This is a genomic window from Acinetobacter sp. GRABPA_MV_2, from assembly GCF_056725885.1.
The window spans coordinates 54,688-80,102 of sequence record NZ_JBWZNA010000014.1 but is presented as its reverse complement, the minus strand read 5'-3'; the positions used below and the strand labels follow the sequence as shown (position 1 = coordinate 80,102).

Below are 25,415 nucleotides of genomic sequence, written 5' to 3'. Positions count from 1 at the left end.
ATCGTGTGGTTAGGGTGATAAAGATGAAAAAACGTTTCATTGCTGGGGCAAAATGTCCAAAATGTGAAGCCATGGATCGAATTGTCATGCTAACCACCGCAGAAGACGAATGGATTGAATGTATCGAATGCGGTTATAGCGAAAATCGTCCGACTCATGTTGATGAGCCTGAAACGCCTGCTGAACCAGATGAAATTGGTGTAATACAGTTCAAGCCACGTCGTCCCGACTAAAGGTCTTAAACATGCCACTACAAAGAAAACAAAACTCAAAATTATTATGGATTTTAATTGGGGGCTTAAGCATTCTCGTAGTGCTTTTTTTTGCAGCGCAATGGTTTTTTAAAAAAACTGAGTCGTCAGCACCACTGGTTGATCCACAACCTGTCTCGACATCCGCTCCTGCTAAACCAGTTGACCCATTACCAAGTTCTGAACCCTTAGCTGAAAATGCAAGCTCTCAGCAACTTGTCAGTGAAAATGTGCTTAAAGAGCCTGTCCCTGCACAAGAGTCTTTAGCAAAAGAAGAAGTATCTAAACTTGAAGATATTCATCGCCAGCTAAAAGATCAGGAAGCAACCTTAAAAACTCAGCATGCTGATGCTGATCAATTAACTAAACTCAAAGAAGAACAAGTTAAATTGCTGGAAGCTCAGCTTAAACAGCAATAGTTTTTCAATAGAATCTAAAAAAGCTAAAGCTATCCATCTTTAGCTTTCTAATGTTAAGAAGAAAATTAGATTTTTATCGAATGCAGAATACTCATATTGTATCATTCAAAAAAAAACACCCTCTTAAAGAGGGTGTTTTTTTATCAATATATTTACTTCAAATCATTAGATTAGTGATACCAACCGAATAATTTAAAGAAGTAAGGTGCATAAGCAATGATAAGCATCGCAGGCACCATTACAATTAGTGGAAGCACCCATCGCTCGAAGCGGTAGAAGAACGATTTATGGCGAACTTCTGCATCTGCTTCAGATACCTCATCGTCGCCAATTGCTTGCCTAGCTAATAAATGGTTTAGAGCAACGGGCGGAGTAATATAACCAAGTTCAAAACCAATTAAAGCAATCATCCAAAAATGTACAGGATCGATTCCGTATTTGTATGCTACTGGTGCTACGGTCGCTGAAATTAAAATAACGGCACCAAATGGATCCATAATCATACCGACAAATATCATCAGAACTACAATCAGAGAAATCACAACAAATAGACTACTAATATCTGTTGGGAAGGCCTCCATGATTTCAATTCTTTCTAAGAATCCACCAACACTTACAGATAATGCCATAAGGATAACTAATGCACCAATATGTCCTACAGTTTCACTGGTTGCTGTATGTAAAGCTGATCGGAAAGAGACCCTTCGTTCAGGATTACGTGGATCATCAACAGGTTTGACTGCCGGAATAGGCTGTGAACCATCTGACGGAACCGTATAGACATTTAAGGTACTGTCCCAATGCCCTACTGGAGCTAATGGAGCAGGTTCTTTACGTAATTTATCGAATAACACCATTAATAATAAAATCACGGGCATCATTACTGGTGCAGTGAACTCATTCAAATCTGTTGCTAAAGCATGCTTGTAAAACAACCAAATTAAAATAAAAATTACAATATATGGAGATACAGGAACAAAAGCACGTAAAGATTTTGGGAAAGCGATTTTTACTGGAGCGATACGGAATTTTTGCTCAGCAAAAAATAAAGAAACTATCAAGAATAAAGTTGATGATAATAAGAATGTATATACCCCATAGTGATATAACATATCTGTTGTGACTTCTTTATTCAAAGATGCAACAACAACTATCAGCAAGCATGGTCGTAACACAACACCTAATGAACCAGACATAGCTGTGGCTGCCAATGCAAATTGACGGCGACCACCTGCATTCCAAACTTCTTTATAAATAATTGCACCCGCTGCAATAACGAAAATACCTGAAGCTCCTGTATAAGCTGTTGGTAATGCGGCAGCAATTAGAATTAACCAAGTTAGTGTTTCTGGAGCAAGATTCCAAGGTCGAAGGATATTTAAAAATAAATCAACAATGCGTGTCTGTTTAAGTAACATCCCGGCCCAAATAAACAGAGCCAGATTTAAGAATATACTTGAAAACTCAACTAACTGGCCAAGGTAAATCCCCTGCCCCATTGGGTAATCCATAAAGAAAGTAAATGCGACACCAGTGATAATCGCCATATAGGCATAGAGCGGTACGCTTAAGAAAGCAAGCCCAAGATTTCCCCCTTCTTTCGTCGGAGTTGGAGATTTAATCAACTGGAATAAACTGATTAATGTCAAAGTCGCAAATAAAGTAATCCATAACCAATAAATCACTTGCATTTCAATTGCTACGGGCACCCCCGAACCAGTTACCGAATGGTATTGGCTAATCGTTGATGATGTTAAAAGACCATTGGCAAATAACATTGCGATTGAATAAACACGAAAATCTATTCTAGTGGCAGGACTGCGCAAACCAATATGATGTGTCTTTAATGTAGCCGTTATTGCCGCTAATACAACCATCACAACTAAAAGCATTGCTCTATTTTCATTACCAAATTTAAAGAGACCAAAAAAAGAGGTTTCTATCGTTCGATACGTACGGATACTTGGATGCGCATCCATATAAGTGATCGCTTTATCATAGAACTGATATTTTTCATCACATTGTTGCTGTGCTGCGAGTAGTGATGCACGGACATCACTTTCCGATGCCGCACCAAAGAAACTCGCGAAATCATCAGACGCGTTCGCTTTCATTTGTTCTTTTACTTGAGCCTCGATATTTGGATGTCGATCACAAGTTGGCTTTTCAGGCTCAGCACGCAAAAAAGAATATTGCATACCTGTAGCAGGGTCGCCATAAAGACGTTCCCCGATACGTAATAATTGTCCGTGGATCATTTCCCCGGTACCAATAATTAGCGTCATTAATAGCAAAATGAGGATGACGAATGTTGAGATCCATTCGTTCCAGATATAACCCAGCAGACCTAATCCAGATCTTTTTTCTTGATGTTCTTGCATAAATATTCCAATTTTGTTCTCTCAAATCCCTAAAAAAATAAGGACTTGAGTCATGCAATTTTTCTTGGTCAGGGGTTAAATCCATCCCCCTTCTACCAATCCCTTTATTCAACGATCAAATTTGCATCAAACTTTGTTAATAAAGAATGACTAAAATCTCTTTTTTAACAGTTTGTATTGTCAATGTTTCTTTTTTAATCTCTGGAAAATCCAATAACATCCTCCAAAGATTGCTCCACCAATTGCCCCATATAGATGAGCTTCAGTTAAAACTGGACTCCCTATTAGTTGAGCAGTTCCTGTTTGCCCAAAAGTATTTTCCCATATGAGTTTGGCAATAATTAACCCTAAAACCAGCAAAGCAAAATTTCGCTCTTTACGATATTGCAGATAGACCAAAGCAACCGCTGTATATAGTCCATGTAAGACACCAGACAGACCTGCGTAAGCTTCGATATAAGGTAAATAAAAGTAGAACACCAAACTAATAAAGGGTGGCAACAGCAAAAGTAGACTTAGAAGATGCCATGCTTTTGTATGTGGAAAAATAAAGGGTAAACAAGCGAATGCCATCATATTTAAAAGGAAATGAACCCATCCAACGTGTACCCAATGTGCAGTCCACAAACGCCAGAATTCGCCAAGTAAACTTTCGCGCCAATAAATAAAAGTATCAGGAAACACCTGTAAACATGCAGATATGGAAATGCACACTGCGACCAAAAGCACTTTACTATTCAGTACATGATCCTTCATGGCACACTCCTTGAAATTAAACTTCTTACAATTATTGTAGAACTTAACAATAGACTCGCAAGAAGTTAGTCTTTCAAATATTCTTACTGCGCTGCTGGTGAAGCAGATGAATCCGCAGGAACCTCAGAAGCGGCTCCCCCATCAAACAACTCATCTAGCTCTGCTGCACCTTCATTTTTATCATCCCAGAAATGAGACATACCATTATCTCCGGTACGTACACCAGTATGCTCAGTCCAGTACCGGTCAGAGATACCACGTACAATAAGACCAGCCATACTATCGATTAACTTAAAGTTCGGATTGACAGGTTTGTCATCAGCTTGTGATGCTGCATAGGTTCTTAAGGCATCACGGATTTTTGCATCATCACCGCTTGCTTGAGCAGCCACAGCATATAAGGCATGAGATAGGCGAACACCTTTTTTCTCAGCAATCTGAATTGACTGTTTTAAAGTTTGGTACGGATCAGGTTTCCCTTCATCAGCACCTGGCAATAAAGTCCAGATAACAGCACGCGTTGCGTTAGGTGCGCCCCAGAATTTTTCATTATCTAGACAAACCATGCCACGCTCTACAATAGCAGCGATATCTTTAGGAACATTGACTGCACCGCCTGAGTTAATATCGTTGGTCACAGCCTGAAGACCACTGATCATGCCAAGTAAATAAACAGTTTGATCAGTATCATTACGCATCGTTGGGCAAGAATCACCTAAGTGATATTTATATTTAGATTCCCAACGATCAGCAAATAACTTATAACCCGTATATTGACGTTCAGCAGCAATTGCTGCCCAACGCTTTTGTGCAATACGTGCATCTTGGGCTTCTGTCACTTGACCAGCTTTTGAGGCGCGCAAATAACGTAATTCTGCTTCTAAAGCCTGATTTTCCGCACATACACCTGATGCTGCATACATTAATACTGCAACACGTGTCGGATCTGCACCCATCCCTTTAGTAGACATGATTGCAGGTGTTAACGCACTACCAGTATTACATACCATTTCAGCATCTTGCATTGCCAAAATTGGTGGAACGACGTGCTTTTCCGTAAAACCTAGAGCAACATTTGCTCCAGTTTTCACGACGTATGAACAACCTGATAAAACTGAAGCTGCAAGAAAACTCACCGCCAAACCTTGGCTTATTTTTTGGACTTTAGACATCTTCCTGTCCTCTATGTAATTTGTTTTTTCCTTTTCAGATGTACATTAGCAGATGCATATCTTGAATAAAAGAGTAATTACTCTAATTGTAGCGCTTATACTTTGACACACTTCACAGCAGATAAAATTGACAGTTTTTCGAGGAAACAGAAATTTTAGGCAAAAAAAAGTAGCATTGCGACGGTTCAGCACATGCTACTTATTAACTGGGATAAGCTTTTAACGGCTTATATTATTTTTGTTCTATATAATCCTTAAGTAAAGTTCCTGCTCTTCCTACTACTACAGCCATAACAACTGTAATTAACAGAAACATCCACATTGAAATCTCCATGAGAGACCTCCTTACTACAATCGCACCCAGTTATAAACTGGACACTTGATGAAATTAATCGATTTACCAATTTTAATAATTGACTGATCGACGACCTTGCATCCTCTGTCTCTTAACCTTGTTAAAATTAACTTTGTTAAGATGTTCCCTGAGTAAAGTTCCTGCTCTTCCTATCACCACTGCCAGAATTATGGCAATGACCAAGAACGACCATGTTGGCATCTCCATTTTGAGACCTCCGACACACTTTACGTTGGTGTTTGTACTTTAACCGATCAAATAGTTACCCATAGGTGAAATTGTCAGACAATTGTCTTTCCTTGGCTTTTTTCTATATTTTAATTAGACAATCCGAAGTTTAATAAAGAAAATAATTCTTAAACTTTTGTTTTTTATAATTTTTAAATAAATATACAATTGTAGAATTGTCTAACAATTAATAGAGTTTTTCTAGAACTTTTAATCTTTTCCACTGCTGAATGGGAAGCTGATCGAACCATACAATAGCTATATTCTTAGGAGTTTCTTCAAGATAAATAACTACAAATAACTGATAATCAATTATTTTAGTAATTTCCGCACGGTAAATTTCTTTTTTTGAGAAATATGCAACCGACCATAATTTTTGATCTAAATATTCAATTTGAGATATTTGTGCTTGCTTTAAAAAGAAAATAAAACCAATAAATAGAAGAATAACAGCACATAGCCACCATATCGGTGTTAATAACTGATAAAGCAGGATTGCTAAACCCAAACCAACAAAAAGCTGAAATATTACCGAGATACGGCTATATTTCAGCTCAAAATTTAATTCTTTTATCAAAACAGTTTAGCCATGTACATACTGTTTTAGTTTATAAATAAATTCACGTAACTCAGTACGTGGAGGTTCAGAAACTTCCATGAACCAATCTAATAAATCCGGATCTTCTTGATCAACTAACTCTGCAAATAATGCTTTTTCTGCTGGATCAGCTTTTAAATAATAGTTTTTTACATACGGGTCAAAATAGACGTCAATTTCTTTTAAGCCGCGGCGTGCTCGATAAATTACTTTACGTTCTTCCAAGGTCATTTCGTCAGACATTTACGTCCCCATCTGTGTTGATAGTGCGCCTAGTTTACCTGATCACATCCTAAAGATCGCTAAAAATATCAAATTGACCAAATTTATCATCTTATCCGCATAATTGAGCATTCATCACATTGTTAGGCATGAAATGCTTACGTATGTTTAGGGCATAACATCACACCTGAACCAAGGAAGAAATACAAATGCAATCTGGTGCCATCCGTCCTATTCCAAATATGTTACCAAGACAATTATTCAATGAAGAACACGAAGCCTTCCGTGAGACAGTGCGTAAATTCTATGAAAAGGAAGTCGTTCCCAATATAGAAAAATATGAAAAACAGCAACATGTTGACCGAGATCTTTGGAATAAAGCTGGAGAACTAGGTCTTCTTTGTACCACAATGCCAGAGGAATATGGTGGCTCTGGGGTAGATCGCCTATACAGTATGATTCTTATTGAAGAACAAGCGTATGCGATGGACTCAAGTACTGGTTTTTCTCTACATTCCGATATTGTTGCTAATTACGTTAATAATTTTGGTAATGAAGAGCAAAAACAAAAATGGTTACCCAAAATGGCAACTGGAGAAATTGTTACTGCTATTGCAATGACGGAACCAGGCACTGGTTCAGATTTACAAGCGGTAAGAACCACCGCCGTACTTGAGGGTGATGAATATGTCATTAATGGTTCTAAAATTTTTATTACAAATGGCTACTTATGCGACATGGCCATAGTCGTTTGTAAGACTGGTAATAGTGACAAAGGTTCTGCGAACTTATCCTTAATTATTGTAGAAGCAGACAGAGCTGGTTTTAGTAAAGGTAAACCACTAAACAAAATTGGTATGAAAGGCCAAGATACCTGCGAATTATTCTTTGATAACGTTCGCGTTCCTAAAGAAAACCTTTTAGGCATGGAAGGTATGGGCTTTATCATGCTCATGAAAGAATTAGCATGGGAACGAATGTTAGTTGCTATTATTTGTCAGGCAGGTGCTGAAGCAGCATTTGCACATACCGTCCAATATACAAAAGATCGCAAGGCATTTGGTAAACCTATTGGCGCATTTCAAAATACGCGCTTCAAACTTGCGGAACTTAGAACAGAAATCGATTTCTGTCGTACTTATTTAGATCGTTGTATGGAATTACAACTTGAAGAAAAATTGAGTGTCGAAGCTGCAGCTGCTGCTAAATATAAAATTTCTGATATGTTCTCAAAGATTGTAGATGAATGTCTTCAGTTACATGGTGGTTATGGCTATATGCTTGAATATCCAATTGCACGTGCATACATTGATCATCGAGCAAATCGAATTTATGCAGGTACAAATGAAATCATGAAAGAATTAATTTCAAGAACACTTTAATACCTTCACAAAAAAAGGGGCATTACGCCCCTTTTTTTATTTAACAGGACTTAAGATACTAATTTTGGTTTACGCTCATTCGCTTCAGAACGCTTATGAAAATGAAGAATGCCATCTTCAAATTTTGCATTTTTCAAAGACTTTCTATCTTCTAAATAGTTATTAGTCACCTGCCATGGAGCACGCTTACCTTGTTTAGGAAGTTCATGTGCTGCACGATTAATATAACCTGAAGATAGTTTACCCATTACGGTATCTTCTTCCATCACAGTCTTATCACCCGATGGAATCACTTCATCATAACTATTTTTGTCCATATAGTTTAATAAGCGACAAATATATTCGGCAGCGATATCTACTTTGAGTGTCCATGAGGCATTTACATAGCCAATAATCATAGCCATATTCGGTACATCACTTAGCATTATGCCGTTATAAAGCATATGTTCAGATGAGTTGATTGGTTTCCCATCAAGAGTCGCCTGAACTCCGCCCATAATCTGAACTTGTAATCCTGTTGCAGAAACAACGATATCAGCATCAAGATGTTTGCCAGATTTAAGTAAAATACCTTTTTCAGTAAATTTCTCGATTTGATCAGTTTCTACGCTCGCTTTGCCTTCACGTAAAATCTTAAACAAGTCCCCATCTGGCACTACACATAAACGCTGATCCCAAGGATTGTATGAAGGTGTAAAATGCTTCATATCAACCTTACCTTTAAGCTGCACTTCAATTGCTTTTAAAAGTAAACGACGTACAGTTTTAGGATGTTTCTGAGACAGCGCATAAATAGCGCGCTGCATACCAATGTTGCGAGCTCGAGTAAATTTATAAGCTGCCTCTTCAGACATAAATTTACGCGTTTTTTCATAGATAAAATCGATAGAAGGAACGCTAGCAATATATGTTGGTGAACGCTGCAACATGGTCACATGACCTGCCCCACCTTTAGCCATTGCTGGTACTAAAGTAATCGCTGTTGCACCACTACCAATAATAACCACCTTTTTACCTGTGTAATCTAAGTTTTCAGGCCAATGCTGTGGGTGAATGAGTTGCCCTTTAAATGCTTCTTGATTTGGGAAAGAAGGCGCATAACCCTGATCATAATTATAGTAACCTGTACAACCGACCACAAAGTTAGCAATCCAAGTCTGCTGTTTTTTATTGCTATCTTCGACTACAACCTGCCATTTTTTTGAAGCCGAATCATAATTAGCAGAAAGTACGCGATGACCAAAATGAATTTTTTCTTTTAATTTAAATTCATTAATTACTTCACCTAAATATCCTTTAATAGAAGCACCATCAGCTAATACATTCGCTTTACACCATGGTTTAAAGTTAAAACCAAAGGTAGACATATCTGAATCTGAACGGATACCAGGATAACGGAAAAGATCCCATGTTCCACCAAAAGACTCACGACGTTCTAAAATCTCGAATTGTCGTTGTGGTGAATTTTTTGACAAATGGGCAGCAATTCCGATTCCTGAAATACCTGCGCCAATGATTAAAATATCAACTTGCTTTTCCATTTTATTTTTATACCCATTGTTGAGAATATAAGTTTATTAAAACACAATTTTGACAATACACAATGTCAAGTTTGACCGTTTATCTACTTTTTTATGTCACTTGAGGACATTTTTATAATTTATTTTGTGAGTAGAAATAAAAAAGACCGGCATAAAACCGGTCTTTTTTGAATAAAATCAATTATTCAGCTGAAGTGTTTACTTCACGATCTACAAGCTCAACGTAAGCCATCGGTGCTGCATCACCAGCACGGAAGCCCGCTTTAAGAACACGTAGATAACCGCCGTTACGTTCTTTGTAACGAGGGCCGAGTACGGTAAATAATTTACCAACAGTTGCAGCATTACGAGTACGAGCAAATGCTAAACGACGATTTGCTACAGTATCGTTTTTTGCTAGAGTGATTAAAGGCTCAGCAACACGACGTAATTCTTTAGCTTTAGGCACAGTTGTTTTGATCAACTCGTGTTCAAATAAAGAATTAGCCAAGTTTTGGAACATCGCTTTACGATGGCTGCTTGTACGGCCTAATTTCACACCACTATTACGATGACGCATGGTGATAGTCCTACTTAATTAACGGCTACGATAGGCAAAACGGTCGTCCATACGAAGACTAGCTGGTGGCCAGTTTTCAAGACGCATACCGAGTTGTAAGCCTTTCGATGCCAAAACATCTTTGATCTCTGTTAACGATTTTTTACCAAGGTTAGGAGTTTTTAACAACTCAACTTCAGTACGTTGAACAAGATCACCAATGTAGTAAATATTTTCTGCTTTCAAACAGTTAGCAGAACGAACAGTAAGCTCTAGATCATCTACTGGGCGAAGCAAGATTGGGTCAACTTCTTCACGAGGCTCTTGAGCAACTGGAGTTTGGTCTTTCTGAAGATCAACAAAAATTGCAATTTGTTGTTGCAAGATTGTTGCCGCTTTACGGATTGCTTCTTCAGGATCAACCGTTCCATTTGTTTCGAGGTCGATTACCAGTTTATCTAAATCGGTACGTTGTTCTACACGCGCATTTTCAACGGTGTAAGAAACACGTTTAATCGGGCTATAAGAAGCATCTAATTGCAAACGACCAACAGGACGTGTTTCGCCTTCAGGGAAACGTGAATCAGATGTTTCATAACCACGACCTTGAGCAACTTTCAAGCGCATTTTTAATGAGCCTGAAGCACTTAAAGTACCGATTAAATGTTCTGGGTTAACCACTTCAACATTATGAGGTAAACGAAGGTCAGCAGCAGTAATATCGCCAGGACCTTGTTTCTCTAATGTTAAATATGCTTCATTTTGATCGAACAGCTTAATAGACAATCCTTTTAGGTTCAGCAAGAGCTCGACGATGTCCTGCTGCAAGCCTTCTAAAGTACTGTACTCGTGCTCGACACCTTCTATCTCAACTTCAACCACAGCAGCGCCAGGTAAAGAAGACAATAGAATGCGACGTAAAGCATTACCTAGAGTGTGGCCAAAACCACGCTCTAAAGGTTCTAGAATCACTTTTGCCGAGGTCCCGCTTACCGCTTCGACCTTGATCGCTTGCGGAGTTAGAAACTCGTTTGCAGTACGCGTCATTATTGCTACCTCAAGGATTATTTAGAATACAATTCTACAATCAAGCTTTCGTTGATTTCAGCAGGTAAATCAGAACGATCTGGTGCAGCTTTAAACGTACCTTCAAGCTTAGAATGATCAACTTCGATCCAAGCTGGAATACCACGTTGTGCAGCTAACTCAATCGCGTTTTTAATACGCAATTGTTGTTTAGCACCTTCGTGAACCGCAATTACATCACCAGCTTTAACTTGAATAGATGCGATGTTTACACGACGACCATTCAAAGTAATGCTACGGTGACTTACTAACTGACGAGCTTCTGCACGTGTAGAACCAAAACCCATGCGATAAACAACGTTATCAAGACGGCTTTCAAGCAATTTCAACAAGTTCTCACCTGTTGCGCCTTTAACACGAGCTGCTTCTTTATAGTAGTTACTAAATTGACGTTCTAACACACCGTAAATACGACGGACTTTTTGTTTTTCACGTAATTGTAGTGAATACTCAGATTGCTTACCACCGCGTGCCTGACCATGTTGACCAGGTGCTTTGTTAGCTTTTTTAGTTTTGACGTCAAATGGTTTAACGCCAGATTTAAGTTGCAGGTCTGTCCCTTCGCGGCGAGAGAGTTTGCATTTTGGACCAATATAACGAGCCATGAATGTTTCTCCTTACACGCGACGTTTTTTAGGTGGACGGCAACCGTTGTGAGGAATTGGAGTCACATCGGTAATGCTGTTAATCTTATAACCCACTGCGCCTAATGCACGAACCGCAGACTCACGACCTGGACCAGGACCTTTTACAAGGACATCCAGATTTTTCAAACCGTAATCTAAAGCTGCTTTACCAGCAACTTCAGCAGCTACCTGAGCAGCAAACGGAGTTGATTTACGTGAACCACGGAAGCCTTGTCCACCTGAGGTGGCCCAAGCCAATGCATTACCTTGACGATCAGTAATCGTAACAATGGTGTTATTAAAAGACGCGTGAATGTGTGCAACACCTTCAGAGACGGTACGAGTGACCTTCTTGCGTGTGCGAGTATCTTTAGCCATCTTTTAGCTTCCAGAAATCTTACTTTTTAATCGGTTTGCGCGGACCTTTACGGGTACGTGCGTTAGTTTTGGTGCGTTGACCACGGACAGGCAAGCTGCGACGATGGCGAAGGCCGCGGTAGCAACCCAAATCCATTAAACGTTTAATGTTCATGGAAATTTCGCGACGTAAGTCACCTTCGGTAGGAACCTTAGCAACTTCTGCACGAATCGCATCAAGCTGAGCATCGTCCAACTCACGGATCTTAGTAGTTTCAGTAATACCAACTGTAGCTAAGATATTCTTAGCAGTGTGGCGACCGATACCAAAGATGTAAGTGAGGGAGATAACAGCATGCTTGTTATCCGGAATGTTTACACCGGCAATACGAGCCATTCACTTTCTCCAAAAAGGCAGTAGAGATAATCAACCGCCCCACAAAAATCTTGAGGGGCGGATATTAACCCAATTCGCCTACTGAAATCAACAGGTCTTGATTAGATTAACCTTGACGCTGCTTATGACGAGGTTCTGCGCTACAAATTACGCGAATAACCCCATTACGACGGATAACTTTACAGCTACCACAAATTTTCTTTACAGAAGCTTGTACTTTCATGATGAAACCTCTAAGTGCGCTTATCCCTTAGGATGAGCAGTCGTTTTTCTCATTAATGTTTGATTATCATATTGATGAGATGTTAAATGCGCTTGTAGCTGAGCCATAAAGTCCATAACCACGACAACTACGATCAATAGTGAGGTACCACCCAAATAGAATGGAATCCCAAAAGAACTTTGTAGAATCATTGGCATTAAACAAATGACCGTAATATAAATCGCACCAATAAACGTCAAACGATTAAGAATATGATCTAAGTAACGAGCAGTTTGCTCACCTGGGCGAATACCAGGCACATAAGCTCCGCTGCGTTTTAGATTTTCTGATACTTCCTTAGGGCTAAATACTAAAGCCGTATAAAAGTAACAGAAAAAGATAATTAACGCACCAAAGAGCACCAAATACAAAGGCTGTCCAGGCGACAATACTAAAGCTAAATCTTGTAAGCTGCTTTTAATAAAACCAGCATTTGGATCTGCACTTCCCACCCATTGACCAAGACTTGCTGGGAACAACAGTAGAGAACTTGCAAAAATCGCAGGAATAACACCAGCCATATTAATTTTTAATGGCAAATGCGTCTGCTGTGCTGTAAATATACGACGCCCTTGTTGCTTTTGCGCATAGTTTACTGGAATGCGACGTTGTGCTTTTTCAATAAACACAATAGCTGCCAATACACCTAGAGACAAAAGACCAAAGATTACAAGACCAATCAAACTTGTCTGACCATTATCTACAGAAGAGATAGATTGCATAATTAAATTAGGCAAACCAGCAACAATACCTGCAAAAATAATCATTGAGATACCATTACCGATACCTCTTTCTGTGATCTGTTCACCTAGCCACATTAGGAACATTGTTCCCGCAACTAAAGAAGTAACAGCAGGTACGTAAAATGCAAGGCCATTTGTCAAAGTAATACCTTGACCAATTAAGCCAGCACACATACCAACAGCCTGAACCACAGCAAGTAGTAATGTACCCTGACGCGTATATTGATTAATTTTACGCTTACCTTGCTCACCTTCCTTTTTCAAGGCTTCAAGTGATGGAATTACAGTAGACATTAACTGCACAATAATTGATGCAGAAATGTAAGGCATAATTCCTAAAGCAAGAATAGACATTCGCTCTAAAGCACCGCCAGAAAACATATTGAATAGCCCAAGAATAGTTCCTTGGTTCGCATGAAATAAATTTTCTAACGCAGCATTATTAATGCCTGGTACTGGAATATGCGCTCCTAGTCGAAAGACCAGCAATGCACCGATTAGAAAACTCATCCGGCGAATAATTTCACGGTATTTCACATGAAATGGCTGACCTTTCATCATGTTGACATGACCTGAAGAACTAGGAGACATAGACACTCGAGATTACTCCTCGACTTTACCGCCAGCTGCTTCAATCGCAGCTTTAGCGCCTTTAGTCAATGCAACACCTTGAACAGTGAATGCACGAGTGATTTCACCAGAAAGTACGATACGAGCACGAATTTGGTCACGACGAACAACATTCGCAGCTTTCAAAGTTTCTAGGCTAACGATGTCGCCTTCAACTTTGCTTAACTCAGATAAACGTACTTCAGCAGTTTTTAAAGCGATTTGGCTAGTGAAACCGAATTTAGGTAAACGACGATAAATCGCTGTTTGACCGCCTTCAAAGCCTGGACGAACGCCACCACTTTTACGTGATTTTTGACCTTTGACACCACGGCCACCAGTCTTACCAACGCCAGAACCGATACCACGGCCTAAACGACGGTGTTCACGTTTTGCACCTTCTGCAGGCGCAAGTTCATTTAAACGCAGAGTCATGGCTTATTCCTCTACACTAACCATATAGTAGACTTTGTTGATCATACCGCGGTTAGAAGGCGTATCTTGCACTTCTACAGTATGACCAATACGACGCAGACCTAAACCTTGTAAACAAAGCTTGTGATTTTTCAAGCGATGTGAAGAAGATTTAGTCTGGGTAACTTTAATCGTTTTCATGATTGATTACCCTTGAATTTCTTCTACTGATTTACCACGTTTCGCAGCGACTTTCTCAGGAGAAGTCATATCACGCAAACCTTTGAAAGTTGCGTTTACTACGTTTGCAGCATTAGTAGAACCATAACATTTAGCAAGTACGTTATGTACACCTGCAGCTTCTAGAACGGCACGCATAGCGCCACCAGCGATTACGCCAGTACCTTCAGAAGCAGGTTGCATATATACACGGCTTGCACCATGACGAGCATTCACAGGGTGTTGTAAAGTAGTACCTGCAAGGTCTACAGTAATCATGTTGCGACGTGCAGCTTCAAGTGCTTTAGAAATAGCAGCTGGAACTTCACGAGCTTTACCACGACCAAAACCAACACGACCATTACCATCACCCACAACAGTTAATGCTGTGAAAGAGAAGATACGACCACCCTTAACAACTTTGGCTACACGATCAACGGCAACCAGCTTTTCAACAAGACCTTCGTTTTGTTCAACTTTAGCCATGATTAGAACTCCAAGCCGTTTTCACGAGCAGCATCAGCCAAGGCTTTGATACGACCATGATATTTAAAACCAGAACGGTCAAATGCAACTTTAGTTACACCAGCTGCTTTCGCACGCTCTGCGATTAAAGCGCCTACTTTAGTAGCCGCATCTACATTACCTGTAGTACCGCTACGTAAAGATGCATCCAAAGTTGAAGCTTGTGCTAAAACTTTGCCACCATCTGCTGAAATAACTTGAGCATAGATGTGACGCGGAGTGCGGTTTACACACAAACGAGTCGCACCCAATGCACGAATGTGCAAGCGTGTGCTTTTCGCACGACGCAAACGGGATTGTTTCTTTTCGTTCATAAGAACCTCGCGCCTTATTTCTTCTTAGCTTCTTTACGAAGAATGACTTCATCCGAATAACGAACACCTTTACCTTTATATGGTTCAGGAGAACGATATGCACGGATTTCTGCCGCTACTTGACCTAACAACTGCTTGTTTGCTGATTTCAAAATGATTTCAGTAGCAGTTGGAGTTTCCGCTGTTACACCTTCAGGTAAAGCGTAGTCAATTGGGTGTGAAAAACCAAGGTTAAGGTTTACAACAGTACCTTTAACCGCAGCTTTATAACCAACACCAACTAGCTGCAACTTACGTTCGAAGCCTTCACTAACCCCTTTAACAAGGTTATTCAATACAGCGCGAGCAGTACCAGCTTGCATCCAAGCATCTTTCGATTCTTTAACTGGAGCAAGTTGAAGTTTACCTTCTTCCTGTTTTAGCTCGACCAGCGCATGCAGGTTGAAAGACAATGTACCTTTGCTGCCTTTCACTTCGACCTGCCGGCCGTTCTGAGTAACTGCTACACCATTAGGAACAGTTACTGGGGCTTTAGCCACACGAGACATGAGGAATCACCTATTAAGAAACAAAAGCAATAACTTCACCACCAACGCCCGCAGCACGTGCAGCGCGATCAGTCATGATGCCTTTGCTTGTAGAAACAATTGCAATACCTAAACCTTGCTTAACGCTTGGAAGTTTATCTTTACCACGGTATTGGCGAAGACCTGGACGGCTTACGCGTTTAACCATTTCGATAACTGGTTTGCCTTCGAAATATTTTAAAGTAATTGTCAAAGTAGATTTTGTCTCTTCTTGAGCAACTTCTACATTTGAAATATAACCTTCTTGTTGAAGTACGTTTGCAATTGCAACTTTCAACTTAGAAGAAGGCATAGAAACAGTTTGTTTCTTAGCCATTTGTGCGTTACGAACACGTGTTAGCATGTCGGCAACGGTATCTTGCATACTCATTTAGTCGCTCCTTACCAGCTTGCCTTAACAACGCCTGGTACATCACCCTGCATTACTGTGTCACGTAATTTGTTACGGCTTAAACCGAACTTACGGAAGTAACCATGAGGACGACCAGTTAAACCACAACGGTTACGAAGACGTACCGGAGATGCATTACGTGGCAATGCTTGTAACTTTAACATCGCTTCGAAACGCTCTTCTTCACTTGCATTTACGTTTGCAATCGTAGCTTTTAATTCAGCACGTTTTGCAGCGTATTTAGCAACTGTTTTTTCGCGTTTCAATTCGCGATTAATCATACCTTTCTTAGCCATATCGACCTCTTATTTGAACGGGAAGCCGAATGCACGCATAAGCGCACGGCCTTCGTCATCGGTGCGAGCAGTCGTAGTAATAGTAATATCCATACCACGAATACGATCAATCTTATCGAAATCGATTTCAGGGAAAACGATTTGCTCTTTCAAACCCATTGAGTAGTTACCACGACCATCAAATGATTTCGAAGAGAAACCACGGAAGTCACGGATACGAGGGATTGCGATTGAGATCAAACGGTCCAAGAATTCGTACATTTGGTCGCCACGTAAAGTAACTTTACAACCAATCGGCCAACCATCACGGATTTTGAAACCAGCGATAGATTTACGAGCAAGTGTAATTACTGGTTTTTGACCAGCAATTAATTGCATGTCGACTACAGCACCATCTAATAATTTCTTATCAGTTGCAGCTGCGCCTACACCCATGTTTAGGGTAATTTTTGTGATGCGTGGAATTTCCATCACGTTCTTAATGCTAAGTTCTTCTTGTAACTTTGCTTTAAGTTCATCATTGTAACGTGCTTTAAGTCTGGCCATTGCCTTTTCAACCTATTACTTCGCTACCGCCACTGATTCACCATTTGATTTATAAACGCGAGTTTTCACGCCATCAATCACTTGGTAACCAACACGGTCAGCCTTCTGGGTTGTAGCATTTAAAATTGCCACGTTTGAAATATGAAGCGAAGCTTCTTGAGTAACGATACCGCCTTCAGCGCCAGTTACACGATTCGGCTTTTGATGCTTCTTCACTAAGTTAAGGCCTTCAACCTTAACGCGGTCTTCAGAAACAGACAATACAGTACCCTGTTTGCCTTTTTCTTTACCTGCGATCACGATAACTTGATCGCCTTTTTTAATCTTAGCCATGATTGCCTCTTATAGAACTTCAGGAGCCAATGAAATGATTTTCATGAACTGTTCAGTACGAAGTTCACGAGTCACTGGTCCGAAGATACGAGTAGCAATCGGAGCTTTGTTGTTGTTCAGGATAACTGCAGCATTATCATCAAAACGGATCACAGAACCATCTGGACGACGAATGCCGAATTTAGTACGAACTACAACCGCATTCATCACGTCACCTTTTTTAACACGTGCGCGTGGGATTGCTTCTTTTACAGTAACTTTAATAATGTCGCCAACAGAAGCATAACGACGATGTGAACCACCAAGTACTTTAATACATTGTACGCGGCGAGCACCACTGTTGTCTGCTACGTCGAGCATAGTTTCGGTTTGAATCATTGCCCTACTCCAAAACCGAGCATCACCGGTCACAATTTCGAAAGGCTCAAAGAGTACTCGAAATTGACCGATGATGCAACAAGAACGTCGAATTACTCAGCAGCTGCTTCAACTACTTCCACTAAAGTCCAAGCTTTAGTTTTAGAAATTGGGCGGCTTTCTTTAATGGTCACAACATCGCCAAGCTTAGCAACATTGTTTTCATCATGAGCGTGTAACTTAGTTGAACGGCGAATTGACTTGCCATACAACGGGTGTTGAACGCGGCGTTCGATAAGAACAACAATAGACTTGTCCATTTTGTCGCTTACTACTTTGCCGGTTAACGTGCGGACTGTTTTTTCACTCATTGTCCGTTCCCCTGTTTTTCGGTAAGGAGTGTCTTAATACGAGCAATTGTCTTACGAGCAACTTGCACTTCATGCGATTTACCCAACTGACCAGTTGCTTTCGCCATACGAAGACGGAATTGGTTAAGCTGTTGCTCATCAAGCAAAGCTTTCAACTCTTCTACCGATTTTTCACGTAGATCTTTAGTTTTCATTACATTACCGTCCGAGTCACGATAGTGGTTTTAAACGGAAGTTTAGCAGCAGCTAAAGCAAATGCTTCGCGCGCTAATTCTTCGTTCACACCTTCAATTTCGTACAGGATCTTACCTGGTTGGATCTGGCAAACCCAGTACTCCACGCTACCCTTACCTTTACCCATACGCACTTCAAGAGGCTTTTGAGTGATTGGCTTATCCGGGAATACGCGAATAAAGATTTTACCACCACGCTTAATACGGCGGCTAATAGTACGACGTGCAGCTTCAATCTGACGAGCAGTCATACGACCACGTTCAGTTGCTTTAATTGCAATCGAACCAAATGATACTGTACTACCACGATGCGCTAGACCAGTATTACGGCCTTTGTGCACCTTACGGAATTTGGTACGTTTAGGTTGCAACATGGATTATTCTCCCTTGTCAGCAGCACGGTCACCGCGACGACCACGACGCTCTTGACCTTCACCACGACCACGACCACGTTTAGCTGGACGATCTTCAGCAGGAGCAGGGTTCATGACTTGTTTCATGCCACCTAAAATCTCGCCACGGAAAATCCAAACTTTAACACCAATCGTACCGTAAGTTGTTTCTGCACGCATAGTTGCATAGTCAATGTCTGCACGCAATGTATGTAAAGGTACACGACCTTCACGATACCATTCTGTACGAGCAATCTCTGCACCACCTAAACGGCCAGACACTTCAACTTTGATACCTTTAGCACCAGCACGCATAGTGTTTTGAACCGCGCGCTTCATAGCACGACGGAACATTACACGCTTTTCTAATTGAGAAGCGATTGCTTCAGCAACTAAACGCGCATCTAAGTCTGGGCGATCAATTTCGTTGATACTTACTTGCGCTGGAACACCCATAATGCTGGTAAGTTCGCGCTGTAATTTTTCAATATCTTCGCCTTTTTTACCGATTACGATACCAGGACGAGCTGTGCTAATAGTTACTTTAGCAGCGCCTGATGGACGTTCGATAAGAATGTTGCTTACCATCGCATTCTTAAGTTTTTTAGTTAAAAACTCACGAACTTGAAGATCTTTAAGCAAGTATTCAGCGTATTGTTTCGGATTCGCATACCAGTTAGCGTTATGACGTTTCACAACACCTAGGCGGATACCGATTGGATGAACCTTCTGACCCATATCAAACCCCTACCTTAACGGTGATGTGACAAGTACGCTTAGTAATACGATCTGCACGGCCTTTAGCACGTGGCATAATACGTTTAAGGCTCATGCCTTCGTCAACGTAAATCGTAGAAACTTTAAGATCGTCAACATCTAAACTGTTATTGTGTTCAGCGTTTGCAATCGCAGATTCCAATGCTTTTTTTACTAAAACAGCAGCTTTTTTATTGCTGAAGTTTAAGATATTTAAAGCATGCGCAACAGATTTGCCGCGAATAAGATCTGCAACCAAACGTGCTTTCTGTGCCGAGATAGCGGCACCGCGTAATTTAGCAGTTACTTCCATCATGACACCTATTAACGTTTAGATTTCTTGTCAACACCGTGACCACGATAGGTACGAGTTGGCGCGAATTCACCGAGTTTATGACCAACCATATGCTCAGTAACAATTACTGGAACGTGGTTACGACCATTATGAACAGAAATTGTTAAACCAACAAAATCCGGAAGGATCATCGAACGACGAGACCAAGTTTTAATCGGCTTGCGAGAGTTACTAGCAACAGCCGCTTCAACCTTAGCGAACAAGTGCGCATCGACGAATGGGCCTTTTTTCAGAGAACGAGGCATTAGTCAGATTCCTTTACTTGACGCGACGGTCGCGAATAATCATCTTAGTCGTACGCTTATTGGTACGTGTCTTGTACCCTTTAGCTTTTTGACCCCATGGGCTTACAGGTTGAATACCTTTGTTACGCCCTTCACCACCACCGTGCGGGTGATCAATCGGGTTCATCGCCATACCACGTACGGTAGGACGAACACCACGCCAGCGCGAAGCACCAGCTTTACCCAATGAACGAAGGTTGTTTTCTTGGTTAGAAACTTCACCAATTACAGCGCGGCATTCAACATGTACTTTACGCATTTCGCCTGAACGAAGACGAATGATTGCGTAAGAACCATCACGACCCAACAACTGAACAGATGCACCAGCAGAACGTGCTAATTGCGCGCCCTTACCAATTTTAAGTTCAACGTTATGAAGTGTAGAACCAATCGGCATATTACGAAGTGGCAAGCAGTTACCTGGACGAATTGGAGCATCGTTACCAGATTGTACTTTATCGCCAGCACGTAAGCCTTTAGGTGCGATGATATAACGACGCTCACCATCAGCATATTTCAACAAAGCAATATGTGCTGTACGGTTTGGATCGTATTCAATACGCTCTACAACAGCTGGGATGCTGTCTTTGTTACGTTTGAAGTCAACGATACGGTAGTGTTGTTTATGACCACCACCAACGTGACGAGTAGTAATGTGACCGTTGTTATTACGACCACCAGTACGTTTTTTAGCTTCAACCAACGGTGCGTAAGGAGCGCCTTTGTGAAGATGGTCATGAACCACTTTCTCTACAAAGCGACGTCCTGGAGACGTTGGCTTACATTTTTGAATCGGCATAATTTTCGTCCTTATTCCGCTGCGCTTTCAGCGGTATCGCCCAAGTCAGCCATTTCAACATCTTGGCCAGCTTTCAGGGTGACGTATGCTTTTTTAACATCAGAACGGCGTCCCAATGTACGACCAAAGCGCTTAGTCTTACCTTTAGTAATAGTTGTGTTAACTTTAACAACTTCCACACCAAAAAGTTTTTCAACTGCTTTTTTGATTTCAAGCTTAGTAGCATTGATGTCTACTTTAAATACTTGAACACCAACAGTATCACCTAATACTTGTGCCTTTTCTGAGAAGACTGGTCCTTTTAGGACTTGATAGATACGTTCGTTGTTCATCCGAGTTCTACCTCAATTTTCTTAGCAGCAGCTACAGACATCACAACTTTATCAAACGCGATCAAGCTTACAGGATCGATTGCAGTTGCATCTACCACATCTACATGCGGAAGGTTGCGTGCTGCAAGATATAAGTTCTCATCTACAGCGTCAGTAACGATTAATGCACGAGCAGCATTTAAGTCGTTAAGCTTTGCAAGCAATTCTTTAGTTTTTGGAGCCGCAACAGCAAACTCTTCAACCAATACAAGACGATCTTGGCGAACAAGTTCAGCTAAGATACATTGCATTGCACCGCGGTACATCTTACGGTTTACTTTTTGAGACCAATCTTGTGGACGAGCAGCAAAAGTTTTACCACCACCAACCCAGATAGGGCTACGAATAGAACCCGCACGAGCACGACCAGTACCTTTTTGACGGAATGGTTTTTTACCACCGCCAGAAACGTCTGCACGTGATTTCTGAGCACGAGTACCTTGACGACCACCTGCTAAGTAAGCAGTAACAACTTGGTGTACAAGAGCTTCGTTAAATTCACGTCCGAAAGCAACTTCAGACAATTCAACAGCAGAGCCGGAAACAGTTTTCAAATTCACGGTATTTCCCCTCAGGCCTTGATGGTAGGACGTACAATCACGTCGCCGCCAGTTGCACCAGGAATTGCACCTTTAACAACTAAAACAGAACGTTCAGCGTCAATAGATACGATTTCAAGACCTTGTACTGTTACGCGTTCATCACCTAAGTGACCAGCCATTTTTTTGCCTTTGAACACGCGTCCAGGAGTCTGGTTTTGACCTGTAGAACCTAATACACGGTGAGAAACTGAGTTACCGTGAGTAGCGTCTTGGGTACGGAAGTTCCAACGTTTAACACCACCTTGGAAACCTTTACCTTTTGATTGACCAGTTACGTCAACTACTTGACCAACTGTGAACAAATCAACGCCAATAGTACCGCCAACTTCACGGCCTTCAAGCTCAGCTTCAGTAACACGGAACTCTTTAACTAAACGACCAGCAGCAACACCAGCTTTCGCGAAGTGACCTTTCTGAGCGTTAGTTACGCGAGATTCGCGACGTTCACCAGTAGTTACTTGAACAGCTTGATAACCATCAGTTTCAAGTGTTTTGATTTGCGTAATGCGGTTTGGATCGACTTCGATGACTGTAACAGGTACAGAAACACCTGCATCTGTAAAGATGCGAGTCATACCACATTTGCGACCGACTAAACCAATAGCCATGTGCATAAACCTCTAAAAAAGCGGCCTAATTAACTTAGAAGTTAATCAACCGAAAGCCTTAACCCAAAGCGATCTGAACATCAACACCAGCCGCAAGATCTAATTTCATCAATGCATCAACAGTTTTATCTGTAGGTTGAACGATGTCAATCAAACGTTTATAGGTGCGGATTTCGTACTGGTCACGCGCATCTTTGTTAACGTGCGGTGAAGTAAGAACGTTGAAGCGTTCGATGCGAGTAGGCATCGGAATTGGACCACAAACTTGTGCGCCAGTACGCTTAGCGGTTTCTACGATCTCTTGAGCAGATTGATCAATCAGACGATGATCAAAAGACTTCAAACGGATACGAATTCTCTGGTTAGACATACCAGTAAACTCCAAGCCAAACATATAAAGAATCACCCTTGACGCATCTCACCCATTGGTAAGTGTCAAAGGCAGTGAAAATCACTAAGGTCATGATCGATGCCACGACTGTAATGCACATTTACTACTTTCTTCGCAGTAAATGCCCCTCCTTTTGAGGGTCGCCCATTATAACGATTGTTTAAGTCTTATGCAATTCTCTTTTTCTATTTTTTGTTCAAAACACACTTTAACCTAGTATTCTCAACTCACTCTAGGCGTTTATGACAAATTCAATCGCTTTATTTAAGAGTTGATTACCTTGTTCAAATTTTTGTGCTTCTGAATATTGTAGTTCACTCACAGGCTGCACATATTCTCCATTAAAAATAGATAGCTCTTCTTCATTTTCAAGTAAGAGTTCTAAAGCTGCCGGTGTCATTTCTGGATGAAATTGAAAACCCAGCACATTTTTTCCAATTTGATACATCTGATTACGACAAGCTATATTCTCGGCTAAGTGTATGGCACCCTTGGGTATTTCAAATGTTTCGCTATGCCACTGCATCACCTTTATCTTTTCAGGCAATGGAAAACTGTCTTGAGGTAAATTTGCCACCCTCTGAACTGTTGACCAGCCAAGTTCCTGATAGCGGTTTCGACTGACTGCGGCGCCTAGTGCATTAGCAATTAGCTGCCCACCCAAACAGAGACCTATAGCAGGCTTTCCTGCTGCTAAATAACGACGCAACCATCTTTTCTCTATCTTAAGCCATGGATAATTCGCTTCATCATTTACACTCATGGTGCCACCCATGACTAATAATAAGTCAACCTCATCAATTTGTGGTAAAGCTTCTATTTCAAGTGACCGATCAACCGGAAGTGCAAAAAACTCCGTAGAACTAATAGTCGCGTGGTGGGCTTTTAAAAATGAATAACAACTCCCAAAACCCTCACCCGCGATATGTTGAAAATAATGAACTCTTAAATGCGACTTCATGCGCTTAAACCTATTGTTGTTAGAATGTTGTAGTGGTCTTTGCAAAAATAAAGCCAAGTTTTTGTTTTATAGGTCTACTGTAACGAAACCTCTTACAAAACTTTATAAATCTAGCGAAGAGTTTAAATTTCTCTTAATCTAACTTTATCATTTAAAACATAACGCACTATGAAAAAGCATAACGATTTCCAGACTCGCCTCATTCATGCCCCAAGAAAGGCTCCGCAATTCATTGAAACAGTGCAACCTCCCTTATTTCGCGCATCAACCATTATTTTCAAATCAACTTCGCACCTTTTTGATCGCCACTGGACTGACGAATATGACTATAGCTATGGAACACATGGCACCCCCACTACCTTCACCCTAGGCGACAATATTGCGCAAATTGAAGGTGGTTTGCATTGTTTGCTTGCACCGAGTGGCCTATCCGCAATTAATATTGTGAATTCAGCATTTTTAAGCACTAATGATGAAGTATGGGTCCCAGACAATATATATGGACCAAATCTAGAACACTTAACCTATCTACAAAGTCAATATGGCATTATTGTTAAAGTATATAACCCCATTGACGCTGCAAGTTTTCAACCCACCGAAAGAAGTAAACTATTATGGTTGGAGGCTGCAGGTTCGGTTACTTTAGAATTCCCTGATCTTAAAAATCTAGTCAAGAAAGCTAAAAAACATGGGGTATTGACTGCTCTAGATAACACTTGGGGAGCTGGGCTTGCGTTTAATGCTTTTAATTTTTCTGATGAACATCTATCTATCGATTTAACCGTTCACGCACTCACCAAATATCCAAGTGGTGGTGGTGATATATTAATGGGTAGCATTGTAACTCGTGATGAGAAGCTTCATCATCGCCTATTCCGTACCCATGCTATTTTAGGTATTGCAGTTTCAGGAGATGATGCGGCTCAAGTTCAGCGCAGTCTTGCTCATATGTCTTTACGCTATGAACAACAATCAGCCAATGCTTAAACTTTACTTAAGTGGCTAAAGGACCAACGCCAATTTGCACAAGTTCTACACCCAAGTGATAAATCCTCACCAGGTCATCAATACTGGCAAGAAATATGCACAACTGGTCAAAGTGCAGGCTTAGTGAGTATTATTTTTAAACCTGAATATGACATTACAGCAGTACGTCGTTTCTGCGATGCATTAGAGTTATTTAAGCTCGGCTTTAGCTGGGGTGGTCCCGTTAGCCTGATTATGCTTTATGATTTAAAAATGATGAGAAAACTTAAGAATACACATTTACAACAAGGTTTATTGGTTCGATTCTGTATAGGACTAGAAGATCCGCAAGATTTGATACAAGATATCGAAAATGCACTGAAACAACTGTAAAACGACAACATTATAGTGACTCAAACCA

37 protein-coding genes and 2 pseudogenes are annotated in these 25,415 nt (G+C 40.8%); 4 read left to right on the top strand and 35 right to left on the bottom strand.

Annotated elements, in window-relative coordinates; all coding sequences use genetic code 11:
- The first annotated feature begins 23 nt into the window (after window positions 1-23).
- The gene (locus tag ACXM0J_RS13060; RefSeq protein ID WP_032004797.1) at window positions 24-233 is read left to right on the top strand and encodes a YheV family putative zinc ribbon protein; all 210 of its coding nucleotides are present in this window, start codon (window positions 24-26) and stop codon (window positions 231-233) included.
- An 11-nt stretch (window positions 234-244) separates the two neighbouring features.
- The gene (locus ACXM0J_RS13055) at window positions 245-670 is read left to right on the top strand and encodes a hypothetical protein (protein ID WP_086265780.1); all 426 of its coding nucleotides are present in this window, start codon (window positions 245-247) and stop codon (window positions 668-670) included.
- Window positions 671-840: 170 nt separating this feature from the next.
- Here the strand turns inward: ACXM0J_RS13055 and ACXM0J_RS13050 are convergent, their stop codons facing one another.
- The 5 genes from ACXM0J_RS13050 to ACXM0J_RS13030 all read right to left on the bottom strand — a co-directional run bounded on the left by ACXM0J_RS13050 (window position 841) and on the right by ACXM0J_RS13030 (window position 6,403).
- Complete coding sequence (locus ACXM0J_RS13050) at window positions 841-3,051, bottom strand: TRAP transporter large permease subunit (protein WP_479750577.1); 2,211 nt, start codon at window positions 3,049-3,051, stop codon at window positions 841-843.
- A gap of 180 nt (window positions 3,052-3,231) precedes the next feature.
- Window positions 3,232-3,807: a rhombosortase gene (gene rrtA / locus ACXM0J_RS13045; RefSeq protein ID WP_005067290.1), complete on the bottom strand. Its 576-nt coding sequence runs from the start codon at window positions 3,805-3,807 to the stop codon at window positions 3,232-3,234.
- A gap of 83 nt (window positions 3,808-3,890) precedes the next feature.
- Window positions 3,891-4,979: a hypothetical protein gene (locus ACXM0J_RS13040; RefSeq protein ID WP_086265778.1), complete on the bottom strand. Its 1,089-nt coding sequence runs from the start codon at window positions 4,977-4,979 to the stop codon at window positions 3,891-3,893.
- Window positions 4,980-5,749: 770 nt separating this feature from the next.
- Window positions 5,750-6,139, bottom strand: a complete 390-nt coding sequence (locus ACXM0J_RS13035) for a hypothetical protein (protein ID WP_086265777.1) — start codon at window positions 6,137-6,139, stop codon at window positions 5,750-5,752.
- A 6-nt stretch (window positions 6,140-6,145) separates the two neighbouring features.
- A complete protein-coding gene (locus tag ACXM0J_RS13030; protein WP_002117064.1) occupies window positions 6,146-6,403 on the bottom strand; it encodes an FAD assembly factor SdhE in 258 nt (85 codons plus the stop codon).
- 188 nt (window positions 6,404-6,591) lie between these two features.
- Here ACXM0J_RS13030 and ACXM0J_RS13025 point away from each other — a divergent pair, with 188 nt between their 5' ends.
- Window positions 6,592-7,764, top strand: a complete 1,173-nt coding sequence (locus ACXM0J_RS13025) for an acyl-CoA dehydrogenase family protein (RefSeq protein WP_086265776.1) — start codon at window positions 6,592-6,594, stop codon at window positions 7,762-7,764.
- A gap of 50 nt (window positions 7,765-7,814) precedes the next feature.
- On the opposite strand, the gene ACXM0J_RS13020 is transcribed toward ACXM0J_RS13025, so the two are convergent.
- The 30 genes and pseudogenes from ACXM0J_RS13020 to ACXM0J_RS12875 all read right to left on the bottom strand — a co-directional run bounded on the left by ACXM0J_RS13020 (window position 7,815) and on the right by ACXM0J_RS12875 (window position 24,028).
- Window positions 7,815-9,305 (bottom strand): flavin-containing monooxygenase, encoded by a 1,491-nt coding sequence (locus tag ACXM0J_RS13020; RefSeq protein WP_002116796.1) that lies wholly within the window; start codon window positions 9,303-9,305, stop codon window positions 7,815-7,817.
- Between the two features lie 181 nt (window positions 9,306-9,486).
- Entirely contained in the window at window positions 9,487-9,864 is a 378-nt protein-coding gene (rplQ, locus tag ACXM0J_RS13015) for a 50S ribosomal protein L17 (RefSeq protein WP_002049717.1), read from the bottom strand.
- An 18-nt stretch (window positions 9,865-9,882) separates the two neighbouring features.
- Window positions 9,883-10,890: a DNA-directed RNA polymerase subunit alpha gene (locus tag ACXM0J_RS13010; protein WP_002116730.1), complete on the bottom strand. Its 1,008-nt coding sequence runs from the start codon at window positions 10,888-10,890 to the stop codon at window positions 9,883-9,885.
- 17 nt (window positions 10,891-10,907) lie between these two features.
- Window positions 10,908-11,534: a 30S ribosomal protein S4 gene (gene rpsD / locus ACXM0J_RS13005; RefSeq protein ID WP_000135204.1), complete on the bottom strand. Its 627-nt coding sequence runs from the start codon at window positions 11,532-11,534 to the stop codon at window positions 10,908-10,910.
- A 12-nt stretch (window positions 11,535-11,546) separates the two neighbouring features.
- Window positions 11,547-11,933, bottom strand: coding sequence for a 30S ribosomal protein S11 (gene rpsK / locus ACXM0J_RS13000; RefSeq protein WP_001040166.1), 387 nt, complete (start codon window positions 11,931-11,933; stop codon window positions 11,547-11,549).
- Between the two features lie 19 nt (window positions 11,934-11,952).
- Window positions 11,953-12,309 carry a 30S ribosomal protein S13 gene (gene rpsM / locus ACXM0J_RS12995; RefSeq protein ID WP_000090816.1) on the bottom strand — a complete coding sequence of 119 codons (357 nt, stop codon included), beginning with the start codon at window positions 12,307-12,309 and terminating at the stop codon, window positions 11,953-11,955.
- Window positions 12,310-12,415: 106 nt separating this feature from the next.
- Window positions 12,416-12,532, bottom strand: a complete 117-nt coding sequence (rpmJ, locus tag ACXM0J_RS12990; protein WP_000867907.1) for a 50S ribosomal protein L36 — start codon at window positions 12,530-12,532, stop codon at window positions 12,416-12,418.
- 20 nt (window positions 12,533-12,552) lie between these two features.
- Window positions 12,553-13,872 (bottom strand): preprotein translocase subunit SecY, encoded by a 1,320-nt coding sequence (secY, locus tag ACXM0J_RS12985; RefSeq protein ID WP_170249219.1) that lies wholly within the window; start codon window positions 13,870-13,872, stop codon window positions 12,553-12,555.
- Between the two features lie 45 nt (window positions 13,873-13,917).
- Window positions 13,918-14,358, bottom strand: coding sequence for a 50S ribosomal protein L15 (gene rplO, locus ACXM0J_RS12980; protein ID WP_002116985.1), 441 nt, complete (start codon window positions 14,356-14,358; stop codon window positions 13,918-13,920).
- A 3-nt stretch (window positions 14,359-14,361) separates the two neighbouring features.
- The gene (rpmD, locus tag ACXM0J_RS12975; RefSeq protein ID WP_000849088.1) at window positions 14,362-14,538 is read right to left on the bottom strand and encodes a 50S ribosomal protein L30; all 177 of its coding nucleotides are present in this window, start codon (window positions 14,536-14,538) and stop codon (window positions 14,362-14,364) included.
- 6 nt (window positions 14,539-14,544) lie between these two features.
- On the bottom strand, window positions 14,545-15,042 hold the full coding sequence (gene rpsE / locus ACXM0J_RS12970) for a 30S ribosomal protein S5 (RefSeq protein ID WP_001141025.1): 498 nt from the start codon (window positions 15,040-15,042) through the stop codon (window positions 14,545-14,547).
- Between the two features lie 2 nt (window positions 15,043-15,044).
- On the bottom strand, window positions 15,045-15,395 hold the full coding sequence (rplR, locus tag ACXM0J_RS12965) for a 50S ribosomal protein L18 (RefSeq protein WP_002049741.1): 351 nt from the start codon (window positions 15,393-15,395) through the stop codon (window positions 15,045-15,047).
- Window positions 15,396-15,409: 14 nt separating this feature from the next.
- Complete coding sequence (gene rplF, locus ACXM0J_RS12960; RefSeq protein WP_002116801.1) at window positions 15,410-15,943, bottom strand: 50S ribosomal protein L6; 534 nt, start codon at window positions 15,941-15,943, stop codon at window positions 15,410-15,412.
- A gap of 13 nt (window positions 15,944-15,956) precedes the next feature.
- Window positions 15,957-16,352 carry a 30S ribosomal protein S8 gene (gene rpsH / locus ACXM0J_RS12955; protein WP_002049732.1) on the bottom strand — a complete coding sequence of 132 codons (396 nt, stop codon included), beginning with the start codon at window positions 16,350-16,352 and terminating at the stop codon, window positions 15,957-15,959.
- A gap of 11 nt (window positions 16,353-16,363) precedes the next feature.
- The gene (gene rpsN, locus ACXM0J_RS12950) at window positions 16,364-16,669 is read right to left on the bottom strand and encodes a 30S ribosomal protein S14 (protein WP_002049689.1); all 306 of its coding nucleotides are present in this window, start codon (window positions 16,667-16,669) and stop codon (window positions 16,364-16,366) included.
- Between the two features lie 9 nt (window positions 16,670-16,678).
- Window positions 16,679-17,215: a 50S ribosomal protein L5 gene (rplE, locus tag ACXM0J_RS12945; RefSeq protein WP_044119300.1), complete on the bottom strand. Its 537-nt coding sequence runs from the start codon at window positions 17,213-17,215 to the stop codon at window positions 16,679-16,681.
- 15 nt (window positions 17,216-17,230) lie between these two features.
- Window positions 17,231-17,548, bottom strand: a complete 318-nt coding sequence (rplX, locus tag ACXM0J_RS12940) for a 50S ribosomal protein L24 (RefSeq protein ID WP_002116820.1) — start codon at window positions 17,546-17,548, stop codon at window positions 17,231-17,233.
- Between the two features lie 9 nt (window positions 17,549-17,557).
- The gene (rplN, locus tag ACXM0J_RS12935; protein ID WP_001982634.1) at window positions 17,558-17,926 is read right to left on the bottom strand and encodes a 50S ribosomal protein L14; all 369 of its coding nucleotides are present in this window, start codon (window positions 17,924-17,926) and stop codon (window positions 17,558-17,560) included.
- 92 nt (window positions 17,927-18,018) lie between these two features.
- Entirely contained in the window at window positions 18,019-18,276 is a 258-nt protein-coding gene (gene rpsQ, locus ACXM0J_RS12930; protein ID WP_002116661.1) for a 30S ribosomal protein S17, read from the bottom strand.
- On the bottom strand, window positions 18,273-18,470 hold the full coding sequence (gene rpmC / locus ACXM0J_RS12925) for a 50S ribosomal protein L29 (RefSeq protein WP_000849928.1): 198 nt from the start codon (window positions 18,468-18,470) through the stop codon (window positions 18,273-18,275). Before rpmC ends, rpsQ begins: the two co-directional genes overlap by 4 nt.
- The gene (rplP, locus tag ACXM0J_RS12920) at window positions 18,470-18,883 is read right to left on the bottom strand and encodes a 50S ribosomal protein L16 (RefSeq protein ID WP_002049688.1); all 414 of its coding nucleotides are present in this window, start codon (window positions 18,881-18,883) and stop codon (window positions 18,470-18,472) included. Before rplP ends, rpmC begins: the two co-directional genes overlap by 1 nt.
- Window positions 18,823-19,639, bottom strand: a pseudogene (gene rpsC / locus ACXM0J_RS12915) (30S ribosomal protein S3). Before rpsC ends, rplP begins: the two are co-directional and overlap by 61 nt.
- Before the next feature lies 1 nt (window position 19,640).
- Complete coding sequence (gene rplV / locus ACXM0J_RS12910; protein ID WP_001982638.1) at window positions 19,641-19,970, bottom strand: 50S ribosomal protein L22; 330 nt, start codon at window positions 19,968-19,970, stop codon at window positions 19,641-19,643.
- Between the two features lie 11 nt (window positions 19,971-19,981).
- Window positions 19,982-20,257 (bottom strand): 30S ribosomal protein S19, encoded by a 276-nt coding sequence (gene rpsS, locus ACXM0J_RS12905; RefSeq protein WP_001138119.1) that lies wholly within the window; start codon window positions 20,255-20,257, stop codon window positions 19,982-19,984.
- Window positions 20,258-20,270: 13 nt separating this feature from the next.
- Complete coding sequence (rplB, locus tag ACXM0J_RS12900) at window positions 20,271-21,095, bottom strand: 50S ribosomal protein L2 (protein ID WP_002049686.1); 825 nt, start codon at window positions 21,093-21,095, stop codon at window positions 20,271-20,273.
- 11 nt (window positions 21,096-21,106) lie between these two features.
- Window positions 21,107-21,427 (bottom strand): 50S ribosomal protein L23, encoded by a 321-nt coding sequence (gene rplW / locus ACXM0J_RS12895; RefSeq protein WP_002049693.1) that lies wholly within the window; start codon window positions 21,425-21,427, stop codon window positions 21,107-21,109.
- Window positions 21,424-22,026, bottom strand: coding sequence for a 50S ribosomal protein L4 (rplD, locus tag ACXM0J_RS12890; RefSeq protein ID WP_002049755.1), 603 nt, complete (start codon window positions 22,024-22,026; stop codon window positions 21,424-21,426). The genes rplW and rplD overlap by 4 nt, the downstream gene beginning before the upstream one ends.
- An 11-nt stretch (window positions 22,027-22,037) precedes the next feature.
- Window positions 22,038-22,676, bottom strand: coding sequence for a 50S ribosomal protein L3 (rplC, locus tag ACXM0J_RS12885; protein ID WP_002117051.1), 639 nt, complete (start codon window positions 22,674-22,676; stop codon window positions 22,038-22,040).
- Window positions 22,677-22,734: 58 nt separating this feature from the next.
- Window positions 22,735-23,046 carry a 30S ribosomal protein S10 gene (rpsJ, locus tag ACXM0J_RS12880; RefSeq protein ID WP_000070912.1) on the bottom strand — a complete coding sequence of 104 codons (312 nt, stop codon included), beginning with the start codon at window positions 23,044-23,046 and terminating at the stop codon, window positions 22,735-22,737.
- Window positions 23,047-23,299: 253 nt separating this feature from the next.
- The gene (locus ACXM0J_RS12875; RefSeq protein WP_044099980.1) at window positions 23,300-24,028 is read right to left on the bottom strand and encodes a type 1 glutamine amidotransferase; all 729 of its coding nucleotides are present in this window, start codon (window positions 24,026-24,028) and stop codon (window positions 23,300-23,302) included.
- Between the two features lie 168 nt (window positions 24,029-24,196).
- Between ACXM0J_RS12875 and ACXM0J_RS12870 the strand changes: the two are divergent.
- Window positions 24,197-25,387: pseudogene (locus ACXM0J_RS12870) on the top strand (PLP-dependent transferase).
- The last annotated feature ends 28 nt before the right edge of the window (window positions 25,388-25,415 follow it).